At 56.9% G+C, this 21,291-nt stretch carries 14 protein-coding genes and 1 pseudogene; 8 read left to right on the top strand and 7 right to left on the bottom strand.

Going from position 1 to position 21,291, the window contains the following annotated elements; all coding sequences use genetic code 11:
• Positions 1 to 32: 32 nt before the first annotated feature.
• Positions 33 to 2,075, bottom strand: a complete 2,043-nt coding sequence (locus OSJ75_RS03375) for an NADH:flavin oxidoreductase (protein WP_267226930.1) — start codon at positions 2,073 to 2,075, stop codon at positions 33 to 35.
• A 323-nt stretch (positions 2,076 to 2,398) separates the two neighbouring features.
• On the opposite strand from OSJ75_RS03375, the gene OSJ75_RS03370 reads away from it, so the two are divergent.
• The 3 genes from OSJ75_RS03370 (at position 2,399) to OSJ75_RS03360 (ending at position 3,681) form a co-directional block, all read left to right on the top strand.
• Positions 2,399 to 2,608 (top strand): cold-shock protein, encoded by a 210-nt coding sequence (locus OSJ75_RS03370; protein WP_250014114.1) that lies wholly within the window; start codon positions 2,399 to 2,401, stop codon positions 2,606 to 2,608.
• A 105-nt stretch (positions 2,609 to 2,713) separates the two neighbouring features.
• Complete coding sequence (locus OSJ75_RS03365; RefSeq protein ID WP_267226929.1) at positions 2,714 to 2,947, top strand: hypothetical protein; 234 nt, start codon at positions 2,714 to 2,716, stop codon at positions 2,945 to 2,947.
• A 311-nt stretch (positions 2,948 to 3,258) separates the two neighbouring features.
• Positions 3,259 to 3,681 carry a DUF1801 domain-containing protein gene (locus OSJ75_RS03360; RefSeq protein WP_267226928.1) on the top strand — a complete coding sequence of 141 codons (423 nt, stop codon included), beginning with the start codon at positions 3,259 to 3,261 and terminating at the stop codon, positions 3,679 to 3,681.
• Between the two features lie 35 nt (positions 3,682 to 3,716).
• Here OSJ75_RS03360 and OSJ75_RS03355 read toward each other — a convergent pair whose 3' ends face one another.
• Positions 3,717 to 6,716, bottom strand: a complete 3,000-nt coding sequence (locus OSJ75_RS03355) for a glycosyltransferase (RefSeq protein ID WP_267226927.1) — start codon at positions 6,714 to 6,716, stop codon at positions 3,717 to 3,719.
• Between the two features lie 458 nt (positions 6,717 to 7,174).
• Between OSJ75_RS03355 and OSJ75_RS22905 the strand changes: the two are divergent.
• A pseudogene (locus tag OSJ75_RS22905) lies at positions 7,175 to 8,119 on the top strand (autotransporter outer membrane beta-barrel domain-containing protein); the annotation flags it as partial.
• Positions 8,120 to 8,230: 111 nt separating this feature from the next.
• Positions 8,231 to 10,966: an autotransporter outer membrane beta-barrel domain-containing protein gene (locus OSJ75_RS03350; protein WP_416362515.1), complete on the top strand. Its 2,736-nt coding sequence runs from the start codon at positions 8,231 to 8,233 to the stop codon at positions 10,964 to 10,966.
• 366 nt (positions 10,967 to 11,332) lie between these two features.
• Here the strand turns inward: OSJ75_RS03350 and OSJ75_RS03345 are convergent, their stop codons facing one another.
• The gene (locus OSJ75_RS03345) at positions 11,333 to 11,692 is read right to left on the bottom strand and encodes a winged helix-turn-helix transcriptional regulator (RefSeq protein WP_250014102.1); all 360 of its coding nucleotides are present in this window, start codon (positions 11,690 to 11,692) and stop codon (positions 11,333 to 11,335) included.
• Positions 11,693 to 11,897: 205 nt separating this feature from the next.
• Here OSJ75_RS03345 and OSJ75_RS03340 point away from each other — a divergent pair, with 205 nt between their 5' ends.
• Positions 11,898 to 12,647 (top strand): SDR family NAD(P)-dependent oxidoreductase, encoded by a 750-nt coding sequence (locus OSJ75_RS03340; RefSeq protein ID WP_250014100.1) that lies wholly within the window; start codon positions 11,898 to 11,900, stop codon positions 12,645 to 12,647.
• Positions 12,648 to 12,927: 280 nt separating this feature from the next.
• Here the strand turns inward: OSJ75_RS03340 and OSJ75_RS03335 are convergent, their stop codons facing one another.
• Positions 12,928 to 13,944: a glycosyltransferase gene (locus OSJ75_RS03335; RefSeq protein WP_267226925.1), complete on the bottom strand. Its 1,017-nt coding sequence runs from the start codon at positions 13,942 to 13,944 to the stop codon at positions 12,928 to 12,930.
• 241 nt (positions 13,945 to 14,185) lie between these two features.
• Between OSJ75_RS03335 and OSJ75_RS03330 the strand changes: the two genes are divergently transcribed.
• Complete coding sequence (locus OSJ75_RS03330) at positions 14,186 to 16,228, top strand: hypothetical protein (RefSeq protein WP_267226924.1); 2,043 nt, start codon at positions 14,186 to 14,188, stop codon at positions 16,226 to 16,228.
• A gap of 75 nt (positions 16,229 to 16,303) precedes the next feature.
• Here the strand turns inward: OSJ75_RS03330 and OSJ75_RS03325 are convergent, their stop codons facing one another.
• The 3 genes from OSJ75_RS03325 to OSJ75_RS03315 are packed head-to-tail and all read right to left on the bottom strand — an operon-like array spanning position 16,304 to position 20,316.
• A complete protein-coding gene (locus tag OSJ75_RS03325; RefSeq protein WP_267226923.1) occupies positions 16,304 to 17,296 on the bottom strand; it encodes an NAD-dependent epimerase/dehydratase family protein in 993 nt (330 codons plus the stop codon).
• Between the two features lie 12 nt (positions 17,297 to 17,308).
• Positions 17,309 to 18,454: a UDP-galactopyranose mutase gene (gene glf / locus OSJ75_RS03320; protein WP_323748391.1), complete on the bottom strand. Its 1,146-nt coding sequence runs from the start codon at positions 18,452 to 18,454 to the stop codon at positions 17,309 to 17,311.
• Between the two features lie 2 nt (positions 18,455 to 18,456).
• Positions 18,457 to 20,316 (bottom strand): DUF4422 domain-containing protein, encoded by a 1,860-nt coding sequence (locus OSJ75_RS03315; protein ID WP_267226922.1) that lies wholly within the window; start codon positions 20,314 to 20,316, stop codon positions 18,457 to 18,459.
• A 126-nt stretch (positions 20,317 to 20,442) separates the two neighbouring features.
• On the opposite strand from OSJ75_RS03315, the gene OSJ75_RS03310 reads away from it, so the two are divergent.
• Positions 20,443 to 21,285 (top strand): sulfotransferase family 2 domain-containing protein, encoded by an 843-nt coding sequence (locus OSJ75_RS03310; protein ID WP_267226921.1) that lies wholly within the window; start codon positions 20,443 to 20,445, stop codon positions 21,283 to 21,285.
• The last annotated feature ends 6 nt before the right edge of the window (positions 21,286 to 21,291 follow it).

Below are 21,291 nucleotides of genomic sequence, written 5' to 3'. Positions count from 1 at the left end.
ACATGGAACGAGAGCGGCCTTTGGGGCCGCTCTCAGAACCGCATGGCGTAGCGCAGCCCATCATAGATCGCCGCGTGGATATTGCGCGAATGCACCGCATCGCCGATGCGCAGCAGCTGGAAGCCACCTTCGCCGCGCACGGGAAATATATCCCCGCCATTGACAAGCGCGCCGTAATCGATGGCGCCGCGATTGCTCGATAGCGGCTTCAACTCGGCATAGAGCTCGTCGATGGGCAAGGTGCCATGCTCGACCACCACCTGATCGACCAGCCGTTCTTCCCGGTGATCCGGGGCGTAATCCGAGCCCAGCACCGCCAATAACTGATTTCCGCTCCGGCTGACGGCGACGAGCCGCGTATTGATGGTGATCCGCACATTCCTGCGATGAAACGCCCGCATATAGGGAACGTGGTTCATTCCGCCCATTTCGGGAGCGAAGAACCGCTCCGGGCTGACAAGCTCCAGCTTCGAGCCGCCCTCGGCGATCATTTCCGCGGCGCCCATGCCCTGATGCCCGCCATTATCATCGTAGAGCAGGACTGTTTCGCCCGGCTTCACCGCTCCCGCCATGATGTCCCAACTCGACGTGACCAGGGCATCGCCGGCCTCGAGGCGCGGATTTTGCGGCATGCCGCCCGTCGCGACCACCACGATGTCCGGCGACATTTCGAGTACGTCATTCGCCTCGGCCCAGACATTGTAACGGATGCCGACGCCCAGCCGCGCCAATTCGTCGAGCCGCCAATCGACGATGCCGATCATCTCCTTGCGGCGCGGGTTCTTCGCCGCAAGCTGTACCTGCCCGCCGGCCTGATCCGCCGCCTCGAGCACGCTGACGCCATGCCCGGCCTCCGCCGCGACGCGTGCGGCTTCCAGCCCCGCCGGCCCGGCGCCGACGACCACCACATTGCGCGGACGCAAGGCTTTGGCGATGACATGCGGCATGGTCAGTTCGCGCCCAGTCGCCGCATTGTGGATGCACAGCGCCTCGCCGCCCTCGTAGATGCGGTCCAGGCAATAGGTAGCGCCGACGCAGGGCCTTATGCGATGCTCCTCGCCGGCCATGATCTTGCGCACGATATGCGGATCGGCGATATGGGCGCGGGTCATGCCGACCATATCCAGCTTGCCCTCCGCGACCGCATGGCGGGCGGTGGCGACATCGGCGATGCGCGCGGCGTGAAACACCGGAAACTTCATCAGCTGGCGTACTTCACCGGCAAAATCGAGATGCGGCGAGGACCGCATGCCCTGGATCGGGATGACCTCGTTCAGCGCCGCATCCGTATCGATATGGCCGCGAATGACGTTGAGGAAGTCGAACTTGCCCGAGGCGGCGAGGCGCCGGGCGATCTCGACGCCCTCCTCCCGGCTGAGGCCAAGCTCCCAGTCCTCATCGGCCACCATGCGGATGCCGACGATGAAATCCGGCCCGACGGCCTTCCTGACGCTGTCGATCACCATCCAGGTGAAGCGCAGGCGATTGTCGAGCGAACCGCCATATTCGTCCTCGCGCCGGTTGGTGGCTGGCGACCAGAAGCCGTCCATCAGATGCCCATAGGCTTCGAACTCGATGCCGTCGAGGCCGGCCGCCTGCATGCGCTGCGCGGCGGCGGCATAATCGGCGATGATGCGCTCGATATCCCAATCCTCCGCTTCCTTCGGAAAGGCGCGATGCGCCGGCTCGCGAATGGGCGACGCAGAGACGACCGGCAGCCAATCCGCCTTGTTCCAGCTCGTCCGGCGTCCGAGATGGGTGAGCTGGATCATGACCGCGGCGCCCTGTTCATGGCAATCATCGGCCAGTTCGCGCAGCCATGGCACGATCTCGTCGCGATAGGCATGGAGATTGCCGAAGGCCGGCGGCGATTCCCGCGACACAACCGCCGAGCCCGCAGTCATGGTGAGGGCGATGCCGCCCTTCGCCTTTTCGCGGTGGTAGAGCCGGTAGCGCTCCTTCGGCATGCCGTCCTCGGAATAGGCCGGCTCATGGCTGGTGGACATGATCCTGTTTTTCAGGGTCAAGTGCTTGAGCTGGAATGGCTGCAGCAATGGATCGGTGGCTGTCGGCAATGTGCAAGTTCCCTTTTTGCCGCAAGATTAGCCCAATCGCGCCGCCGCGAGTTTCTTTCCCGCGACGTGTTCTGACGCCACGCCGCCACCGGATGCACCCTCAGCGTGCAGGCCGCGGCGCGCGGCCATCGGTCCGAAAGAAATAATAAGCCTTGTTCTTGGCACATTCCTTCTATAAAAAGAAAATATCGATCTTGTCATTGAACTATTTTTGCCGCTCCTACTGGCAGTTGTAATAATCTTTCCTTCCAAAATCGACTTGATGGCATTTGGGAAATTCTCATTGCCGTATGATTATCCATGCGATTTGAAAGGTAATTGCTATGAATCGTGGTATCGTAAAGTGGTACAATACAACCAAGGGCTTCGGCTTCATCCAGCTCGAAAATGGTGGAGCTGACGTTTTCGTCCATGTTTCCGCTGTTGAGCGCGCTGGCCTGCGCACTCTTACGGATGGTCAGCAGATCACGTTCGACATCGTGCAGGACAAGAAGTCCGGCCGGAATTCTGCCGACAATCTACAGGCGGCTTGATCCGCTTACAGCGGCTCGGCCTGACCACGGATGTACTGGCAGAAAAAGCAGCTGATGCGAAGGTCGGGGTCGAACCCGGCCTTTTTCAATTAAGGGACAATTATCGTGAAAAAGCTAAATGCCCCTGTCATAGCGCAGAGAAAGAACACCAGTTCCGAAGAACGCTACGCCCAGACGACGAAAATCGCCAATGAGATTATCGCCGAGGAAGTGCGGCGGCGGGAAGCCAATACCGAGCGGCTTCGCCTGCTTCGGCTGGAACAGGAAATAAAGACGGACCTGGCCGAAGCCAAGGCTCCGAAGGCCAGCAAGAAGGCCGGCAAGCGCTCGTCGCGATAGTTCGCGGCCGATCCGGGCCAATGCTGGCAGGCCCATCCGGGCAAGGCTGGCGGCGCATCCGGGCAAGGCTGGAATACCACGCTGCGAGCCATCTGCCTCGCGCGAACCGGACGCGTTGCACCTTCCGATCCCCTATCCAGACCAGAGCCGCCATTCTCGGTGCATGGGCCATTCTGCGCCCTGCCTGCCGGCGAAGCATATGGATTTGACGCCGCATGGGGCTATGATATGGGGCTATGATGCCGGCAGCGATTCAGCGGCGATTGCCGATGAGCGCGACGTTGCATCAGCTCGAGGGAGGCGATCAGATCATGACAACCAGCACGGCCGATGATGGCGCCGGGGGAGCATCCGCCTCGCAACTGATCGACGCCAGGATCCGGGAACTCGGCGATTGGCGCGGCGAGACCCTCGCCCTGATCCGGCAGCTCATGCAAAAGGCCGATCCCGGCATCATCGAGGAAGTGAAGTGGCGCGGCGTGCCCGTATGGTCGCATTCGGGCATCATCTGCACGGGCGAGACCTATAAGAGCGTCGTCAAGATGACCTTCGCCAGGGGTGCTTCGCTGCCCGACCCCGCCGGCCTGTTCAATTCGAGCCTTGAGGGCAATACGCGGCGGGCGATCGATATTCGCGAGGGCGAGCCGATCAACCACGATGCGCTGATCGATCTCATCCGCGCCGCGGTGGCGCTGAACGGCACCGCGCGCCCTGCCCGCCGGAAGCGCGCCTGAACCCGGGGCGAAAATACACGCTTCGCAGCAGTCGATTATTTCCTCCAGGCGCGGAGCCGGCCTCCGAATCGCCATGCAAAACTGATCAGGCGCGCGGTCGCGTGATGGAGACGAGGATACCGCGACATGCGCCGAGACGCAGCGTCGACGAGCCGGACCACCTTTCTGGAGCGCAGGGCCTGCAATTGAAGCGCAATTTGATCCCTGTCCTGTACCACCAGAGCCCGATCATGCTCCAGCAGGGCCTTGTCGTGTAGCAGCAATGCCCGTTCATGCTCCATGGCAGACAGCCGCCTGGCCTTCTCCGCCTGCAGCCAGAGCTGGCGCTGCAATTGAATGGATTCAAACCGTGGAAGCACATCGCTTGCGGCGGCGACCCGTTTGTACCCGGGCCAATCGCCATAGGTTCTGACCATCGAATTTGGTCGCACTCGGTACAGGCAATCGACACGCGGAATAACTGCGATGCGCCCGCCGCTGGCGATTACCCTGAGGTAAAATGTCCAATCTTCCCACTTTGCCTTGCTGCTTTGATCCCATCCACCCAACTGCTTCGCCGAGTCCACCCTAACGCCGCCATTGGCATGACCGAGGTGATTGTCGGTCTGCGAAATGACATAGCCTTCCCCGATCGGACGGTAGACATATATGCCAGCGCCCTCTCCCCATGAATTGAAGGTATCGCCGTCTTCGAAGGCCTGCAAATATGGGACCGCTACGACCGTTTTATCATCGCGAGCAAACGCTCGTACGATGTTTTTCACCCAGTTTGTAAGCGGAATGTCGTCCGAATCGATATTGATCAGGACGTCAGTCTTGCACTCGGCCAAGCCGGTATTTCGGGCGCCGGCCAAGCCCAGATTGGTTTGATGGCTGACGATCCGAAATGGAACGCGAAGTGCGTTGCCAGCGAGTTCCTTGAGGGCTTCGACGTTGCTACTCTCCGATGCGTCATCGACTATAATGACCTCATTCGGCGTGTGGGATTGTTCGTTCAACGCCCAGAACAGCTCTTCAACATAGCCGAGAAACGTATTGTAGAACGGGATGAGTACAGTTACCGATAGATCCTTGCTTTTCTCTTTCGACCCATGATCCTTTCGAATGAAGGATCTTGCGACCTCATTGTTGGATCGCAGATTGCCGATGAGGCTCGCATTGAGCCGTGCGCGGTCGTTGGCGGACCAATCCAGGGCTTCCAGCATTCTTGACGACAGAGCGGTTGGCGTTGTGTTGAATAAGCATTTATCCCACTCTTTCGCCTGGAATATCTCCGGTATCCCGCCTGCCGATGCCGCTATCAATGTGCCTCCCGAAGACACAACGTCGTAGACGGCCAGAGGAAAGTTGTCGGCACGGCAAGGTTGTACGAAGAGGCAGTGCGATCTATTGCCTCGAATGAACGCCAGCAACTGCTCATGGCCGAAATCGGCATATTCCTCCACATCGAAATGAGCGCCGATCTCGGATCTATCGAATGGATCCTCAGGATCGATCCGCGGCCCGATTAGCACAATTCGAGTCACCCCCCTCTTCCGAAGCGACTGGCAGACTTCGGGTGTGAACGCATCGCAGAACAGGTCGAAGCCCTTCATGCGAGTGCGCTTGCCCACGAACACGATTGTGTCGATCGTCTCATATTCGACAGCACCAACCAACGCGCCATCATAGGGATAAGGCACAATGGAGATCGCTTCATCTCGCATTGCCATCCCGTTGTATTCATAAAGCGTGCGAAGAAAATTCGTCGGAAAGACGACTTCGTCCGATCGCTCGATCGCCACTTTTTCTTTTTCCGCTATTGGTTGCAGATCAATGTCGAACCAGTGTTCGCTGGCATTCTCGACGTAGAAAAGATTGCCGTGGCAATGGACCACAGTCTTGAGTGAGCCTGGAAACATGCCGCTGTGCTTCGCTTGCGCCACACGGAAGCCTATTCCACCATAGTCCTGGTACTCGACGGTTTCGAGGTCCGGCAAAAAGAAGAGCAACTGTTCGACGAACTTGAGGACGTTGTCCTCTATCGGTCTCGACTCCAGGCTCTCCTGGGCAAGCAACGCGTTCAGGGTGAGCACCGAGCCGTTTGACTCGTTAATGTGAGTATCCGCGAGCAAGACTGCGGAATGCGGATTCAATTTGTGCTGGTTGACGACAACCGTCCCTATGCCGCCCGCCTTGTTCAAGCCTGGAAATTCCGTCGTGACAAGCAGCGTTTTCGTGGCCAGGCCCGCTGGAATGCCGATCCGAGACAGGAACTCGCCATATTTCCCGCGATTGAAACCGCATTCGACGAAGCTGGTCGACAGGCTTGAATCGAATTTGTTGGGCCTGATATGGCCAGCACGTATATTCTCGAAGCCACACGCCGCCAAAAGATCGCACAGTTCGGCCAGTGTCCATTCGCGAACATGCGAGCGGTTCGACGGGTAGTCATCTCGAACCTCATAGGCGAGCCTGTGCCTGTCCGGCGTTGAGAAGAATATCCTGCTTTCCGGGTTTCCGGCCAGAAGCGATCGCGCCAATGCCAGAAGTGGACGAGGATCCGGCAAATGTTCGATAACATCGCTGCAAATTATAGTAGCCGGCTGGCTTCCTGAAAGGTTTGCTGCCGTACGTCTCGTTTCGTCCCAATCCGTCAGATCGCAATCCACGAGCGTCGCTTCAGGAAAATTGGCTTTTGCTGAGCCAAGTGACGCTTTGAAATCAACGGCAACTACCTCTGCGGCAATGTTCTCAAAACATGATTTGAGCTTCATCGCATTGCCACAGCCAAGGTCAATGACCCGTGCATGTTTGCGCAAGTTGAAGACCTTGGCTGCCTCATGATAGATGTCCGGCTGCCACACGACTTGCGTATGAGGACCATCGTCGAATATTTCATTGATGATCCGAGACCGTCCGGCGCAGCCGAAATTCCGGTCCGGCGTTGCGATCCATACTGATGGAGTATCTCTGTCCCGGAGGCCAGACCATTCGTGGACCGGTTCTGCGTCGGGCATCTCGAATGCCGCTTTATTCGCCTTTACCTTCACCACAAGCACTCCTTCATCCGATCCAATGTTACCGGCAGTCCCTGACCGGAATCTGTTTCAGGTCTCCGCCCGGTTCACGGCGTGCACGTTCAATATCTAAAACATTGGATTGAACATTGAATGTCGTGCCGGCAAAAATTCAGGTTGCCCGGCCGATCGATGGCCCGCCCGACAGTGCTCTTGCGCTGCAAGCGCACAGTTCTTGCTATCTGTGAGCAGAACAACGCCCTATGTTGCATTGAGGTCACTCTAGCTGCCTAAAGTTCCGACATTGCGTCAAAAATTGGGCAATCTTGGTTGCCGTGAAACTGTAGGTTGTGGCTTATTGCGGGTGATTTGCGTTTACTTTTCAATACGCAAGTCCGGGGCGACGATCGACACATGGCTTCACGTCCCACACGGGCGGCTGCGGTGCTGTCGCGAGTTCCTTGAGCGTAACATAGCGATACGGGGACATTGCAGTGCTGAATATATCAAGAACGAGAACGGCCCGGTTGCTTGCCACTACGGCAATCGTGCTCACGCCACTTGGGCTTGTCGACCCCTCGTTCGCCGCTTGCACCACATTGGGCGGGGTGACGACGTGCGACACGGCAGGTCAGAACCCCTGGACGACCACCGTCGGCGAAGGCAATGTCGCTGCCGCTGACAATCGGACAGTCAACGTCGGTGCCGGCAGTCAGATCGCGGTTGGCAACGCCAATGCGATCAGCTTGCGTGACGGTGCCAATGTCACGGTTGCAAATACGGCCGTGGTCAGCGCCCAAGCGACCACGACTGGCGGCAACTTCGGTACCGGTGGCAATACCGTCGAGTTTCGCAACAATGGAAATCTGACTGTCGATCAAGGCGGCCAGGTGCTGGCGCTTGGAACACAGGGCAGCGCAGAGGCGATCAATTTTCAGGGTACCGGCAACACCGTTACCAATAATGGTCTTATCGACGCCAACAATTCCGTGGCCATCTGGTCGCAGAACACCAGCGGCCTGAATACCGTCGTCAACAACGAAACCGGCATCATCGAGGCTGGCAATGGCACCACGAACACCGTGATTGGCGGCTCCGGCAGCGGTGCTCTCGATTTCACCAACAGGGGCGCGATCAGAGGCAGCATCAGTCTCGCCGGGGGCAATGACATTCTGCGCCTGTATACCGGATCGAGCGTGACCGGTAATTTCAGCGGCGGCGCGGGCAATGACCAGATATACCTGAGTGGCGGCGGGCAAGCGACCCTGCCCGGCAATTTCGTCGGTTTCGAATCGCTTATCAAGAACGACCCCGGCACGTGGACGCTCAGCGGCACGATCACTGGCGTCACGGTTTCCGACGTCCGGGAGGGCACGCTGGTGCTCACTGGCGACAACACGAATTATACGGGCCAGATTCTGGTCCAGCCCGCCGGAACGCTTGAGGCGCGCGCTCAAAGCCTGCCGCCGACAGTCACAAATGACGGGCTCGTGCGCTTCGCCCAGCCCGACAATGGCACCTATGCCGGGACGATCGCCGGTGGCGGCGCGATCGAAAAGACCGGCGCGGGCACGCTGACGCTGAGCGGCAATACGAATATCGCGGGGAACACCCGGCTCAATGAGGGGACGCTCGTCATGGCGAGCAGCGGCGTGCTCAATACCGCCGCAGTGGTGATGGGCAATGCGACGACGCTGCAGCTCGACGGCACGCTCACAGGTCCAGCGGGCGGACCAGCCACCATCACCGGGCAGACCGGCAAGCAGACCGTGGTTGTCAATGCCAACCTCACGGGCGCCATAAATCTCGGCGACGACGATGACACCTTCATCCTGAACAACGGCACGGTTACCGGCGCGGTCGATCAGGGAGATGGAAATGATCTCGCCCAAATCAATGGCGGCACGCTGACCGGCAATCTGCAGCAAGGCGGCGGCATCGATAATTTCCAGATGGTCGGCGGGACGATCGGCTCGCTCAACCAGGGCGACGCTCTCGACGACTTCTTCATGTCCGGCGGGCACATCATCGACGCCTTCGACGATGGCGATCGCGCCAAGATGACCGGTGGGCGCATCGGCCGCGTCAACATGAAGCTCGACGACAATATTTTCGACATGTCCGGCGGCACGATCGACCGCAATCTCGTTACCGGCTTCGGCAATGACACGATCATCCTTTCGGATGGCGTCATTGGCGGCAATATCAGCGTCAGCGGCGGCACCGACAGCGTCACGATCACGGGCGGCAGCGTCGGCGGCAATGTGCTGATGAGCTTCGGCAGCGATACGTTCCGCTGGGACAGTGGCGGCATCGTTTATGGCTCCGTCGATCTTGGGCCCGACAACGACACTGCGATATTCTCCAATCTGACGGCGGCCAATCTCGGCGCCAGCCCGCAATTTACTGGCGGAGAAGGCACCGACAGCCTCACGCTCTCGAATGTATCCACTTCCGGCGTCGCCCGGTTCCAGAACTGGGAATCGATCGCCGCTACCAACGACACGGAATTGACCTTCGACGGCACGCTGACGCTTGGCGATGCCGGCACTGGCACGGGCGGCCTCAGCGTCGATTCCACCAGCACGCTTTTCGGTGGCGGCACCAATTCCGCGGTCGTGTCGGCCGTGGCCGGACAACTCGCCAATGTCACCAATGCAGGACGCATCGACCTGACCAATGGCACCGGCACGGGCGACACCTTCCGCATAGCCGGCAATTATACCGGTAATGGCGGCCTGCTGTTCCTCGACACGGTCCTCGGCGACGACAGCTCGGCCTCCGACAGGCTGGTCATCGATGGCGGCAGCGCCGGCGGAACGACGGGCATCAGCGTCCAGAACGATGGTGGGGCGGGCGCCGCGACGACGGCCGACGGCATCATGCTCGTCCAGGCGCTGAACGGAGCAAACACCGGGTCTGGCACCTTTGCCCTCAGCAATGCCGTGGCAGCCGGCGCATACGAATATTACCTGTTCAAGGGCGGTGTCAGCGGCGGCAGCGCCGAGAACTGGTACCTGCGCTCCACGCTCATCAATGGCTCGACGACACCCGCACCGGCACCGACCGACCCGGGCACGGGAGTCGAGCCGGAAGAGCCCGAGCCGTCCGCACCGCCGCCATCCCCCGCACCGCCGCCGCCGTCACCCGACGAGAACGTGCCGGCGCTGCCCACGGATACGCCACCTGTCGCGCCACCCGATCCCGCAGAGGCCGAGGCAGCGACGCCGCCACCGGCTACGCCAGCCATACCGACCACGCCGGCGCCGGTCCCGGGACCGGGCGTCGTCCCGCCGACGGAGGGAGCGACGCCTGTGGAAGGCGACATCGTTCCGCTCTACCGCGTGGAGGTGCCGACCTATTCGGCGGCGATCCCCGCCTTGCGTGAAACGCAGCTGGCGACATTGAGCACCTTCCATGAACGGCGCGGCGCACAGGACGTGCTGAGGCCAGGCGAGCTCGCATCCGCCGCATGGGCGCGCGTCTTCGGCGAAAGCGTCGAACAGAGCTGGGGCGGCACGGTATCGCCCAATATTGACGGCACGATCTGGGGCGCCCAGCTCGGACTGGACATCCTGCGCCGCGAGAGCGACGGCGGACACAAGGATACGCTGGGGCTGTTTTACGCCTATGCCTCGCTCGACGCCGATATTCGCGGCCAGGCGCTCGGATGGAACAATCTGAAGACCGGCAAGATCGAGTCCGACACGCATAGCGTCGGTGCCTACTGGACCCATATCGGCCCGCAGAACTGGTATGTCGATGCCGTTGCGATGGGAAGCTGGTTCGACGGCACGGCCCGTTCGGACCGGGCGATCGGCATCGATCTCGACGGCAGCGGCGTTACCTTGTCGCTGGAGACGGGCTATCCCTTCGCCCTCGGCCAGAACTGGACGCTGGAGCCACAGGCGCAGATCATCTACCAGCACATCTCGCTCGATGATACGGAAGACGCGTTCTCCACCATCGGTTTCGATACGGACGATGGCTGGACGGGCCGGATCGGCGCGCGACTGCAGGGACGCTACGAAGTATCCGGCGGCGTGCTGGAGCCCTATCTGAAGGCAAATCTCTGGCACGTGTTCGAGACGGAAGACAGCGTGCGCTTTGGCGGCGATGCGATCACCACGAGGGGCGAAACCACGGCGGTCGAACTCGGCGCGGGCATTGTGCACAATTTCAACGAGACGTTGAGCGCCTATGCCGTCGCCGATTACACTTTCGACGTGGATGGCGGCAACCGCGAGGTCATCGAGGGCAATATCGGCCTGCGCGTGAAGTGGTAGCATAAGGGCTTCAGGCCATGCGCTCAGGCGCATGGCCTGCCAGCCAACATGCCGGTCTGACCGCCTCACGATCGACGTGGGAATGCGAAGCGGTCATGGCTGAGAGGGCCGACCTGAGAGATTTATGTCACGCTCGGATCACGGGTACAGTTTCAATGTCCCCGAATGTCAATCGAGTTGTACCCACTGCAGACTCCGCTTGAGTGCCCGGAGTGCAGTTTCCGCTATGATCTCATTCCAATTGAGGAGAGCCAGGAATCCCCGGTTCATTGCGCCCGATGCGGCGCCTTCATCTGCTCATGGAGCGAGATCGAACAGGCTTCCGATATCGTCGAAGCCAGCTGACCCATCTTGCTCGATCATCGATCATGCTTGCCGGTCCTGCCGCGCGCGGGAGATTGCCGTGAGTTCGCCAAGGTTGCGCTCGCCCCAGTCGCAAATCGGATAAAGCGCAGAGCAAAGGTCTTTGCCAAAGGCGGTCAACTCATAGGCAACGTGAGGCGGAACCACCTTGTAATCAATTCTCCTCACCAGGCCGTCCGCCACCATCTCCTTGATCTGCTGGCTGAGCATCTTTTCGCTGACCTTGCCGACCTGCTTCCGCAGTTCGCTGAAGCGCAAACGACCATCGGTCGAAGTCAAACGGTGGAGTATCACTATTTTCCACTTCCCCCCGATCAGGTCTACGACGCCGTCAATTCCACATGCGTAGGGTGCAGCCGGCATTTGCTTACGTCCTTTCGAACACTTACTAAAAGGTATGTAGAGATAGGACGACTAGCAGAGAACGATCGTGTTTTCCAGTCGCGGAGCTACGCGCGCTACCTCAAAGCACCCCGTGGAGGAAAATTGATACTTACAAATTAGTGCGTTCTACCCTTTTTGAAAGTCTTGTCCCATATAGGCGCCTGGATAATCACAGGAGACGAAGATGGATAAACTCGCCGGTAAAGTCGCGGTGGTGACAGGCGCCAACAGCGGAATCGGTCTGGCTGCCGCCAAACAGTTTGCACGCGAAGGCGCACGGGTGTTTCTGACGGGACGGAGGCAGGCCGAACTGGACGCGGCCGTTGCCGAGATCGGCGGCGACGCGCGCGGCGTGCAGGGAGACATATCCAATCTCGCAGATCTCGACCGGCTTTATCGCATCGTTCGGGAAGAGGCTGGCCGGATCGATGTGCTCTTCGCCAATGCGGGTGGAGGTGAGCGTGGGGCTCTTGACGGCATGACCGAGGAGCATTTCGACAGCACCTTCGCGATCAACGTCAAGGGCACGCTGTTCACGGTGCAGAAAGCGCTCCCCCTACTCAGCGACGGCGCGTCGGTCATACTGACCGGCTCGACCGTAGCGCATAAGGGCGCGCCGGCTTTCAGCGTGTACTCAGCCAGCAAGGCGGCCATCCGGAGCTTCGCGCGCAACTGGATCATCGAACTATCGCCGCGGCAGATCCGGGTCAACGTCCTTGCTTGTGGTCCAATCGCAACGCCGGGCGCGCGGGGATTATCCAAGACCGAAGAAGAATTCGAGGCGTTCCAACACTATGCGCGGCAGGTTACGCCGCTGGGCCGTATCGGCGATCCCGCCGAGGTCGCCGCTGCAGCCCTGTTCCTCGCATCGAGCGAAAGCAGCTATGTCACCGGCAGCGAGTTGTTCGTGGATGGCGGCCAGGGCCAGATCTAGGCCGGATACGAGGTGTCATTGGCGCTCTCTTGAGCATGGTTCCCGGCAGCCGCGCGCAGCTGGTTAAATGCCGATGTCGAAAAATGCGCAACCGCTCCCAAATGGCCAGAATCAGGATATCTGAACGTAGCGGATCCACACACGGTGGTTTGCCTCTAGAATGAGGCAGGGCTCCCGTCGCAGTCGACAATGCCATCCGACGCAGCGCCACGGCTGTCCGTTTCATGAAAACTGCCACCGTGTGAGCCAATAACCGCGAAGACGATCGAGACGATCACCTTCACGTGGGCTGATCTTCTCGCGCCGCGCTGGAAGAGAAATATTCAGCCAATACCTTGTCACCCCGGCGATCTACTATGAAATACAATGGCTTGCCGTGGGCGTGCAGAACCAGGACGGAAATGTATTCCAGGGCGATGCCAACGAGGAAAATGATGGCACCACTGAAAAACAAGATCAGCAGGGCCAACGAGGCCCATCCGCTCGCAGCCACCCGCTCCGGATAGAACAGCTTCTCGGCCAGAACCGCAGCCGCTCCAACAATGCTGACGCCAAGGACGCCAATTCCAAACAGGCTTCCCAGTCTCAGCGCTTTGATCTGCCCGGTAATCAGCATCTTGCGGGCGTGGCTGAGCAGCGTTTTCAACTTATAGCCGCTTTTGCCCGTCTGGATGTAGCGGTCGTCTTTAAGAGGCATATTCACCGCCGTGATGCGCTGCGTGTACCATGACAAGGCCATGTCAAAGTAGGTGCTATGGCCGCAAGCCGCTGACGCTGCTCTCGCGACAGAGCCACGGATCAGGCGGAAACTGTTGAACAAATGCACGTTCTGATTGCCGCTCAAGTATCGAATTGTTTTCTTGTAAAGGCGGGACGTGAGGTCGCGTGAAGCGCTTTCATGGACTGCCTCCGACACATTGGCATAGACAACGTCACTTTGCGTCAGGGCGGCTTTGGCCAGCATCTGCTCGATCCTGCCCGGAGGATGCTGCATGTCTTCATCCATCGTCACGACCCAATCACCTTCGGTTTTCAGTATTCCCGCGATTGTCGCGGGATGTTGACCAAAGTTTCGGGAAAAATGATGGGGCTTGACCCATTCCCGACCGGAACCGAGAGCATCAATGATGGATGGAGAATTGTCCCTGGCTCCGTCATCCACGAACACCAGCTCGAGCAGTTTGAACGGTGCGTCATCCGCGATCCATTTGGCTCTGATCTCGGCAACCGCGTCAACGAGACGCTCCAGATAGGCCTCGCCAGAGTAAACAGGAATCACCACGGAAATCGAAATCATAGCAACACCACAACTTTTCTATTGAGCCGCTCGATATCAGCTGTCAAATGCAGTGGCAATTAATCATCCGCAAGATAGCGAACATCGATGCACAATTCGGCCAGTTTTTCCTGATAGTGGCGATAATAACCACATTGATTTCATTGATCGCTATCTTTGCGATGACGAAGATGGGGTTCTTGCCTCTGCTGGCGATGGGGCCTGGGGTATTTGCGGCGCAACGAATTGCAAGGACTCCCGTATGAAGCCTCTGACCCAGATGATTTCCAAACAATACGCCTCGGCCATCCTGTGTGCCGCTCTGACAGCCCCGATCTTTTGCGCGCTCTACGTCAGCCTCGAACACAACGTCTACTCCTGGGATGCCCGAGGTTATTGGGTCGAGTTTAATACACTCGGCGGCCTGCTCGAAAAGGGCTTCCGGCCGTTCATCGCCTATCTCTCCCACAGCGTCATGACAGCGGAGTACAATGCGTCATCGGTAGCACCGATCGCCCCTCTCTATCTGCTGGCCGGCGGCGGCAGAACGATTTACATTAGTGCGATCAGCTTGGCCTACCTTTTGCCGTTGAGCATCTTGTTTGCTCACCTCATGAACCGAATTGGTCGTGAAAGCGCAACGCCCACACTGCCCGCCTGGCTGCTCTTTGCCACAATCGTTTTGAATGTGCCGATATGGGACCCGATCGTTCGCGGCGGCCCCGATGTTATTGGCCTGATCCCCATTTGCGCGTTGATATACTATTCTGCCAAGCCCGACACGGGGACGCGACTTGACTTGAAGCGAGCGTTGCTCATGGGCATCCTCATATGGCTGCCCTTCCTCTTCCGGCGCTGGTATGCCTATTCAGTTCTTGCGCTGTGCTTTACGGCTCCAATTTTGAGCTTTTACCTGTCTGTGTTTCGGGCCCGGGTTGCGTGGACCAAGGCTCTGGCGGTCACGGTCGTCAATTACTTCATTGCAGGATCCGCCGCTCTGCTCTTGATGTATCTGTTTCAGCGCGATGCGATGATGACGGCGCTCTCGACTGATTACACGGTGGCCAACAGCGCCTATCAGGTGTCCGCCTTGCGTCATCTGAGCATGCTGCTTGAGCGTTTCGGCATCCTTTCAATCGGCCTGTCGCTGCTCTCTTTAGGCTGTGCATTGCAGAATCCACGGGCGGTACCGTTCATCATACTCGGATGGCTGAATCTGTTATTGACCTATGGGCTCTTCACCTCGGTCCAGGTATTCGCCGATCATCATTATCTGCCCGTGGCGTTTTGGTTCACCTATCTCGCCGTGTTCGGCATAGCATTCATACGGTCACAGTTTGATCGGAAATATGCGTCGGTTGTGGCAGCGCTGGCGGGGACGGCAATTGCCGCAGTCTTCGTGGTCTCGTTCGCTGCATCTGCGGCAGGCATATCTGTCCTGAAGAACATCCTTCCCTTTGCCGCGCCACCGGTCAAAGTCGCAAATATCGACGCTTACCAAGCCCTGACGAACGAATTGTTGCGCCTGACAAAAAGCAGCTCGTCTCGATATGCCATATTTGCCTCAAGCGAGCGATTGAATGATTCAATGCTCATGACACTCTCAAAGGAGAGGCTCGCTCCGTTCGCTGCCCAGGTTTCCCAAATCGATCGGATCGATGGTATTTCGGCGCCCGCATTGCTGGCAAAATATGTCGTCCTCACCAATCCGATCCAGACTCATCGGGACACGGGACAGTTGGTCATCACCCTGCCCGCCTCAATGATCATGGATGGAACCGGCATCGGCAAAGCCTACAGGCGCCTCCCCCAGACATATGTCCTGGAAGGTGTTGAGGCTTATATCTATGAGAAAACCAGGCCATTCTCGCAAGATGATGTCGATCTGTTGCTCAAAGAATTTTTCGCTTCATACCCGGAATGGGCAGAGAAATATCAAGGGAGCATCACGACAGCCTTGCTGGGCTCGGAGCTGCGGCTGGGCGATGTATGGGGCAAGTTTGAACACTCACCCCGCTCGAATATCATCTTTGCCCACCCTGGAGCGCGATCTCCGACCGTCATTTCGTGGAATTATCAAGGCGTACTGACCTTCAAGCTCGCTGGCGCCTGCCCCGGCTCAAACGGTGTCCTCGTTTCTTTTTCCGACGGCAAAAGCAGCCATCAAATCCGTGTAGCCACCGATGACAGTTCGGTCGAGTTCGACACGTCCGTGTTTCATGGTGCGAGGTACGAACTTGTGATCGACAATGCCGGCGACGCTGCCTGCGATGGAATGTTTATAACCGAAAAAAAACGCCGATGATGCTTCTGCTATAGGACTTCGTGATCCTGCCGGCGGAGGCCTGTCCGTTCAGACAATGCAGCAGCCGGGTAGCGATCATTCATCAGTGTGCTCGGCATCCAATGCGAGCCGCACCGGTAGAAGATAGTCCAGTTGTTTCGCCCGCGATTGCAGGAACCTGGCAATTCCTTCGTCAAATGTGAACCTGGGTGTCCAGCCGAGATGTTTTTGCGCTAACGAGATATCGAGTATGCTCGCTTTAACGTCCACGGCCCGGGGGTCATGGTAGGATACGGCCAATTTTCTATTCAACAGTCTTCCAAGAACGTTGATGATCTCGTTCAGATCGTGCCCTTCACCCGAGCCTATGTTAAAGACATTCTGGGTGCCTTTGTATTGCAAAGCAGTACAAATGGCATTTACCGCATCGTCGATATAAACATAGTCACGGACTACCTTTCCATCTCCCCAAATGTCGATCGACTTGCCCGTCAAGGCCCGCTCCAGAAATACGGCTACGGCGCCTTGTTGGCGATCGCCTCGCTGTCCCGGTCCATATGGATTGGATAGCCTGAGAGAAACGGCATCGAAGCCGTAAAGATGACTATAGAGATTGAGATATTTCTCGATGGCAAGTTTGCCTATTCCATAAGACGATAGCGGGTTCGTCGGATGAACCTCATCTATTGGAATATATAACGGATTGCCGTAGACCGTCCCACCTGATGAAAGAAACACAATTCTTTTGGGTCCGTACGATCTCGCCACTTCCAACAGGCGAACCGTAGCAAGCAAGTTCGTCTCTATGTCCAATACCTTGTCTGCATTGGAGGTTGCCGGCAGCGTAGTCGTGACCAGGTGAACTATCGAGTCGCACCCGTCGAGTGCCCGCCGCAGGTCGTCGGTGACTAGAAAGTCACCTTGTAACAACTCTACTTTGCCAGTCGACCAACCACTGAAGCTCCTGCGAAGATCCGGAGAAACATTTCGCGTGAAGATTCTGACATTTTTTCCGTCTCTGACCAGAGCATCGGCTAACGCTCTCCCAATAAATCCAGCACCACCGATCAGAAGGCATCTTTCAGACATGAATCCAGATTCTCACAGAGGCGGGTGGAAGAAGGCAGGAACTGGACGATCCGATCTGTTTAGTTCCAAGAACCGATCCGCGCATTCCAATGCCTCTCGTATCGTAACGTCCATGTCGAGGTATCTGTAGGTCCCCAACCGACCTACAAAAGTGACGTTATCTTCGCGCTTGGCCAGTTCAACGTACTCCGACAACATTGCTTTATCGTTAACAAGTCGTATCGGGTAGTATGGGGTATCCCCTGGCTTGCTCAAGCTGCTGTACTCGTGAAACACAACGGTTTCGTCGAACTTTTGCCATGGCGCAAAATGTTTGTGTTCCGTAATTCTGGTAAAGGGCACCTGTTCTTCGGGGTAACTCATAACTGCGCACCCCTGAAAATCTCCGCTGTGGTGGCTCGCTTCAAACGAAAGCGTTCGATAGCCGAGACGACCGAGCTTATGTCCAAACCAACTGTCCAACGTTCCAGAATAGAAGACGTGATCGTATTCCGTTCTATCCCCTGGGCTGAAGGCGCGATCGAGTGTCACTGAAATATTCGCATGGCGTAAAATCGACGCGACTATCTCCGTGTATCCCGTTTCAGGAATTCCCTGGTAACGGTGATTGAAGTAGTTGTCGTTGTAGTCGAATCTCACAGGAAGTCGCTTCAACACTGATGCCGGCAGTTCCCGGGGGTGAATGCCCCACTGCTTGATCGGATAGCCCTTGAAGAAGGCTTCATACAGTTCCCGCCCCAGGAAATTCAGTGCCTGGTCCTCAAAGGAAACAACTTCCGGAATGTTCTCGGATTTTGACTTGATGAACCGCTCCGCCTCTGCAGGAGAGAATGTCTGTCCAAAAAACTGGTTTATGGTCAGTAGATTGATGGGCAGGCTGTAGACCCTGTTGCCAGTCGTGGCTTTTACCTGGCAGGTATAGGGCTGAAAAGAACCGAACTTCTGGACGTACTCCCACACATGTTGATCATCTGTGTGAAAAATATGTGGCCCATGGCGGTGAACTGTAATTCCTGTTCGCCGATCTGTTTCCGTATAACAATTCCCCGCGACATGCGCGCGCGACTCTATAACGTCGACCGCGTAGTTCTGTTCGGCTAACTGTCTTGCAATTACGGCGCCACTAAAACCTGCGCCAACCACCAGTATTCGTTTCATGTCTATAACCTGCCGGATAAGCGGTCGGCATATGCAAACAGCGGCAATCTTACCCTATTGGGCAGCGATCGCCAAACCCGGCTTGCAATTCTCCAACGGAAGCTACGCCTCTTGTTCGCTAGCGCTTGACCTTCAATTTGACGCACCTTGTGATCCAGGACCCCAAACAGCACCTTCTCATACCAGGGCGTCCGACGCAGGTAGTTCCAATAATAATGGCTCAGTGGATTCTGTGAATCTATCCAGGGCTTGCCTACACCCGCGAAGTGCACAATTTTCGGATCGTCGTGAGATTTCTTGTACGCATCGTTCTCGACTTTGCTGAGATACGACAGGTGCCGCTGGTCTATGATAACAGTGTTCCAGGATGGGGAGATGAACATCACGCGACCAAATAGATGCTTGTTCAGAACATCCTGGTCCAGGAACCAAAACCGGCGTTCCGCGAGATCTTTAAGCATTTTATCGGTGACACCAGCGTCGCGGATAGCCTTGAGGTTGAGCACAAGGGTGCCGGCCTGGAAATAGTCACCAGATTTTTCGCCCATGCCAAGGTTCTCTGACAGATAGTGCTTGGCTGACTTGCTGCCCGTTTCCGCCAATGGGTGAACTCCCATTGATACGAAACTGCTCATAATGAGGTCCCGAACGGCAGCAACATAATTGTCGCCTAAATCGAGATCGAACAGTTCGGTTACATCGGCATTTGCAACCATGTCGGTGTCCAAGAACACGATCTTGTCATGGTTTTTGAACAATTCTGGAATAGCCAGCCTGAAATATGTGGACCGCGTAAAGTATGATTGCAGAGGAAGTTCCAGAAACGCTCCGGACATGTCCAAAAAAGTTATCGAACAATGGGGGTGCAGCGATTCCAGGCCTTGCAACATTTTCTTGTCGGCCTCGCCCAAACCGCCTGCCAGAACGAGGAATTCGATAAAGCGCTCGCGTGAAGCGTTGGAAAGCACCGACGTGACGAGTGCTGCCATGTGAGGCAGATAGGCTGCGTCAGTTGAGGCTGCTACTGAAACGACCGGAAGCTCGGTCTTCGGCGGCGGAGGCGCGACAGGCGTAGGAGTGGTGTTCTCTACAAACACCCGACGCAAAGTCCGCATCTTGAACGCGTCATCTTCCATCTGCTTCTTGACAATAAACGCTGTAAGGAGTCTCTCCGCGAGATAGCCGATCACGCGTTTCTCTGCAGCGTTGTAACTGGTCGTGTTGACAGACAGCTCAATGCTCTTGAGTAGCGGAAAGAGCCACTCGCAATATTCTTCGAAGAGTGACCGCTTGAACACGAACATATTGCCGGGATAGAGGTTGTACCCCGCCATCGCCCGGTCAAAATATTTTACATCGCCGGGATGGAGTTCCTCGACTGCCTTTCTGGCTAACTTCAAGTCACCAACGTGCTGAAAGGGATCTGAAACATATTGGTGCCAAACAGATTTTGATCCGACCGACCTCACATCAAGGGGTTCGGGAACGACCGCATCATAGTCTTTGACGATATCTTCGATTTGGTGCTCAGTCAGCGCAAATTTCTCGATAAAGCCATCAGAAAACGTCTTCTCGATTATTCCGTGAGGGGTCATTGATCGCTTCCGACCGACGTCAAAGTCCAGGAAACGCCTGTAGTGGAAGAAACCGATATAGTCGGATCGACGATCGTTTTTCCACGCCCAATAGATACCGGTCAACTCGCAATAGCTCGGGTTCTTTTGGGAGATGTTATCCCCTTCATCGTCACCCAGCATCGGAAGCTCAACAGAGGATATTGCCCTCCCAACCTGTATCGGCTTGAGAACGGAGTTCTCGATGATTTGGGCAGCGTTGAAATAATTTAGGTAGATGGTAACCACAGACAGCACCTTTTGTCTTGACGGGTCCGGCTTTACCGTCTTTCTGAAAGCGGCGCAACGCCAATGTTGCTCTGAAACAAAATCGCCGGTAGAGCGAAAATCGAGCTATAGCAGAAAGGAAATTGAGTGCTATTTGAAGCCATGGACCGCGTGCGGACAATGCGAGAGCGTCCGCTAGAGTTTAGTCAATTGTTTAGACTTCTTCACATTCACATACCCAAGACCGCCGGCACATCATTTCTTACAGTGATGAAAGAGTTGTTTCCGCTACATTCCCATCTTAGTTGGGACAATGCGGGTCAAGACTGGCGTGATCTATGTCAATCTGGCCTGATCCGGCCTTTCAACACCGGACACATCAGGTTGGATCAGGTATCCTCCGAGATCGACCTGGTTACCAAACGGCTGATGCTCGTTTCAGTTGTTCGCGAGCCACTGGATCGAGTGATCTCGAACTACAATTACGGCCGCTCGGTTATTCATCCCCAACACCGAGAATTCCGCGAAGAGTACGCGAGCCTTCAACAGTTCGTAGGACAGGCCACACTGGAACCCAATGAACAGTCATATTGGTTGTGTGGCGTCCAGAATGATCGAGCTGCCTTGATCTCGGCGGTGAACAGGCTCTATTTCGGCCTCTGCCCTTTGCCATTCCTGGATCATTACATGGACGTCATCCGTACGACATTCACCGATAAGCCACATGTCGACAGCGTCAAGGTTAACGAACTCGAGCTCTCTCCCGGTGACAAGAAATTCGGGCGGGAAGACATTTCCGACACCTTCATCGAGAGGTTCTATGAGGCAAATGCCTTGGATCTGGAGTTATACCGGAGTTGCCTGCATCAATACGCCGAGATAATGGAGCCGCTCACCCCGACGAATGAGAACCTGCCTTTCGATGGCTCGTCTTCTGGGGAGCAGACATCGCCGCTTCCTGAGCCCGACAAAGCGTTCGTGGAGACTTGACGCTGC

This window comes from Phyllobacterium sp. 0TCS1.6A, from assembly GCF_026420825.1.
Lineage (GTDB): Bacteria > Pseudomonadota > Alphaproteobacteria > Rhizobiales > Rhizobiaceae > Phyllobacterium.
Note: the sequence above shows the minus strand (reverse complement) of the source record. Positions and strands in the feature narration are given on the sequence as shown.

Bases quoted from the DNA above. Each gene is read 5' to 3' on its own strand.
- OSJ75_RS03370 (WP_250014114.1), top strand. From the start codon at position 2,399: ATGAATCGTGGTATCGTAAAGTGGTACAATACAACCAAGGGCTTCGGC.
- OSJ75_RS03360 (WP_267226928.1), top strand. From the start codon at position 3,259: ATGACAACCAGCACGGCCGATGATGGCGCCGGGGGAGCATCCGCCTCG.
- OSJ75_RS03345 (WP_250014102.1), bottom strand. From the start codon at position 11,692: ATGCCGGCTGCACCCTACGCATGTGGAATTGACGGCGTCGTAGACCTG.
- OSJ75_RS03340 (WP_250014100.1), top strand. From the start codon at position 11,898: ATGGATAAACTCGCCGGTAAAGTCGCGGTGGTGACAGGCGCCAACAGC.
- OSJ75_RS03335 (WP_267226925.1), bottom strand. From the start codon at position 13,944: ATGATTTCGATTTCCGTGGTGATTCCTGTTTACTCTGGCGAGGCCTAT.
- OSJ75_RS03330 (WP_267226924.1), top strand. From the start codon at position 14,186: ATGAAGCCTCTGACCCAGATGATTTCCAAACAATACGCCTCGGCCATC.
- OSJ75_RS03325 (WP_267226923.1), bottom strand. From the start codon at position 17,296: ATGTCTGAAAGATGCCTTCTGATCGGTGGTGCTGGATTTATTGGGAGA.
- glf (WP_323748391.1), bottom strand. From the start codon at position 18,454: ATGAAACGAATACTGGTGGTTGGCGCAGGTTTTAGTGGCGCCGTAATT.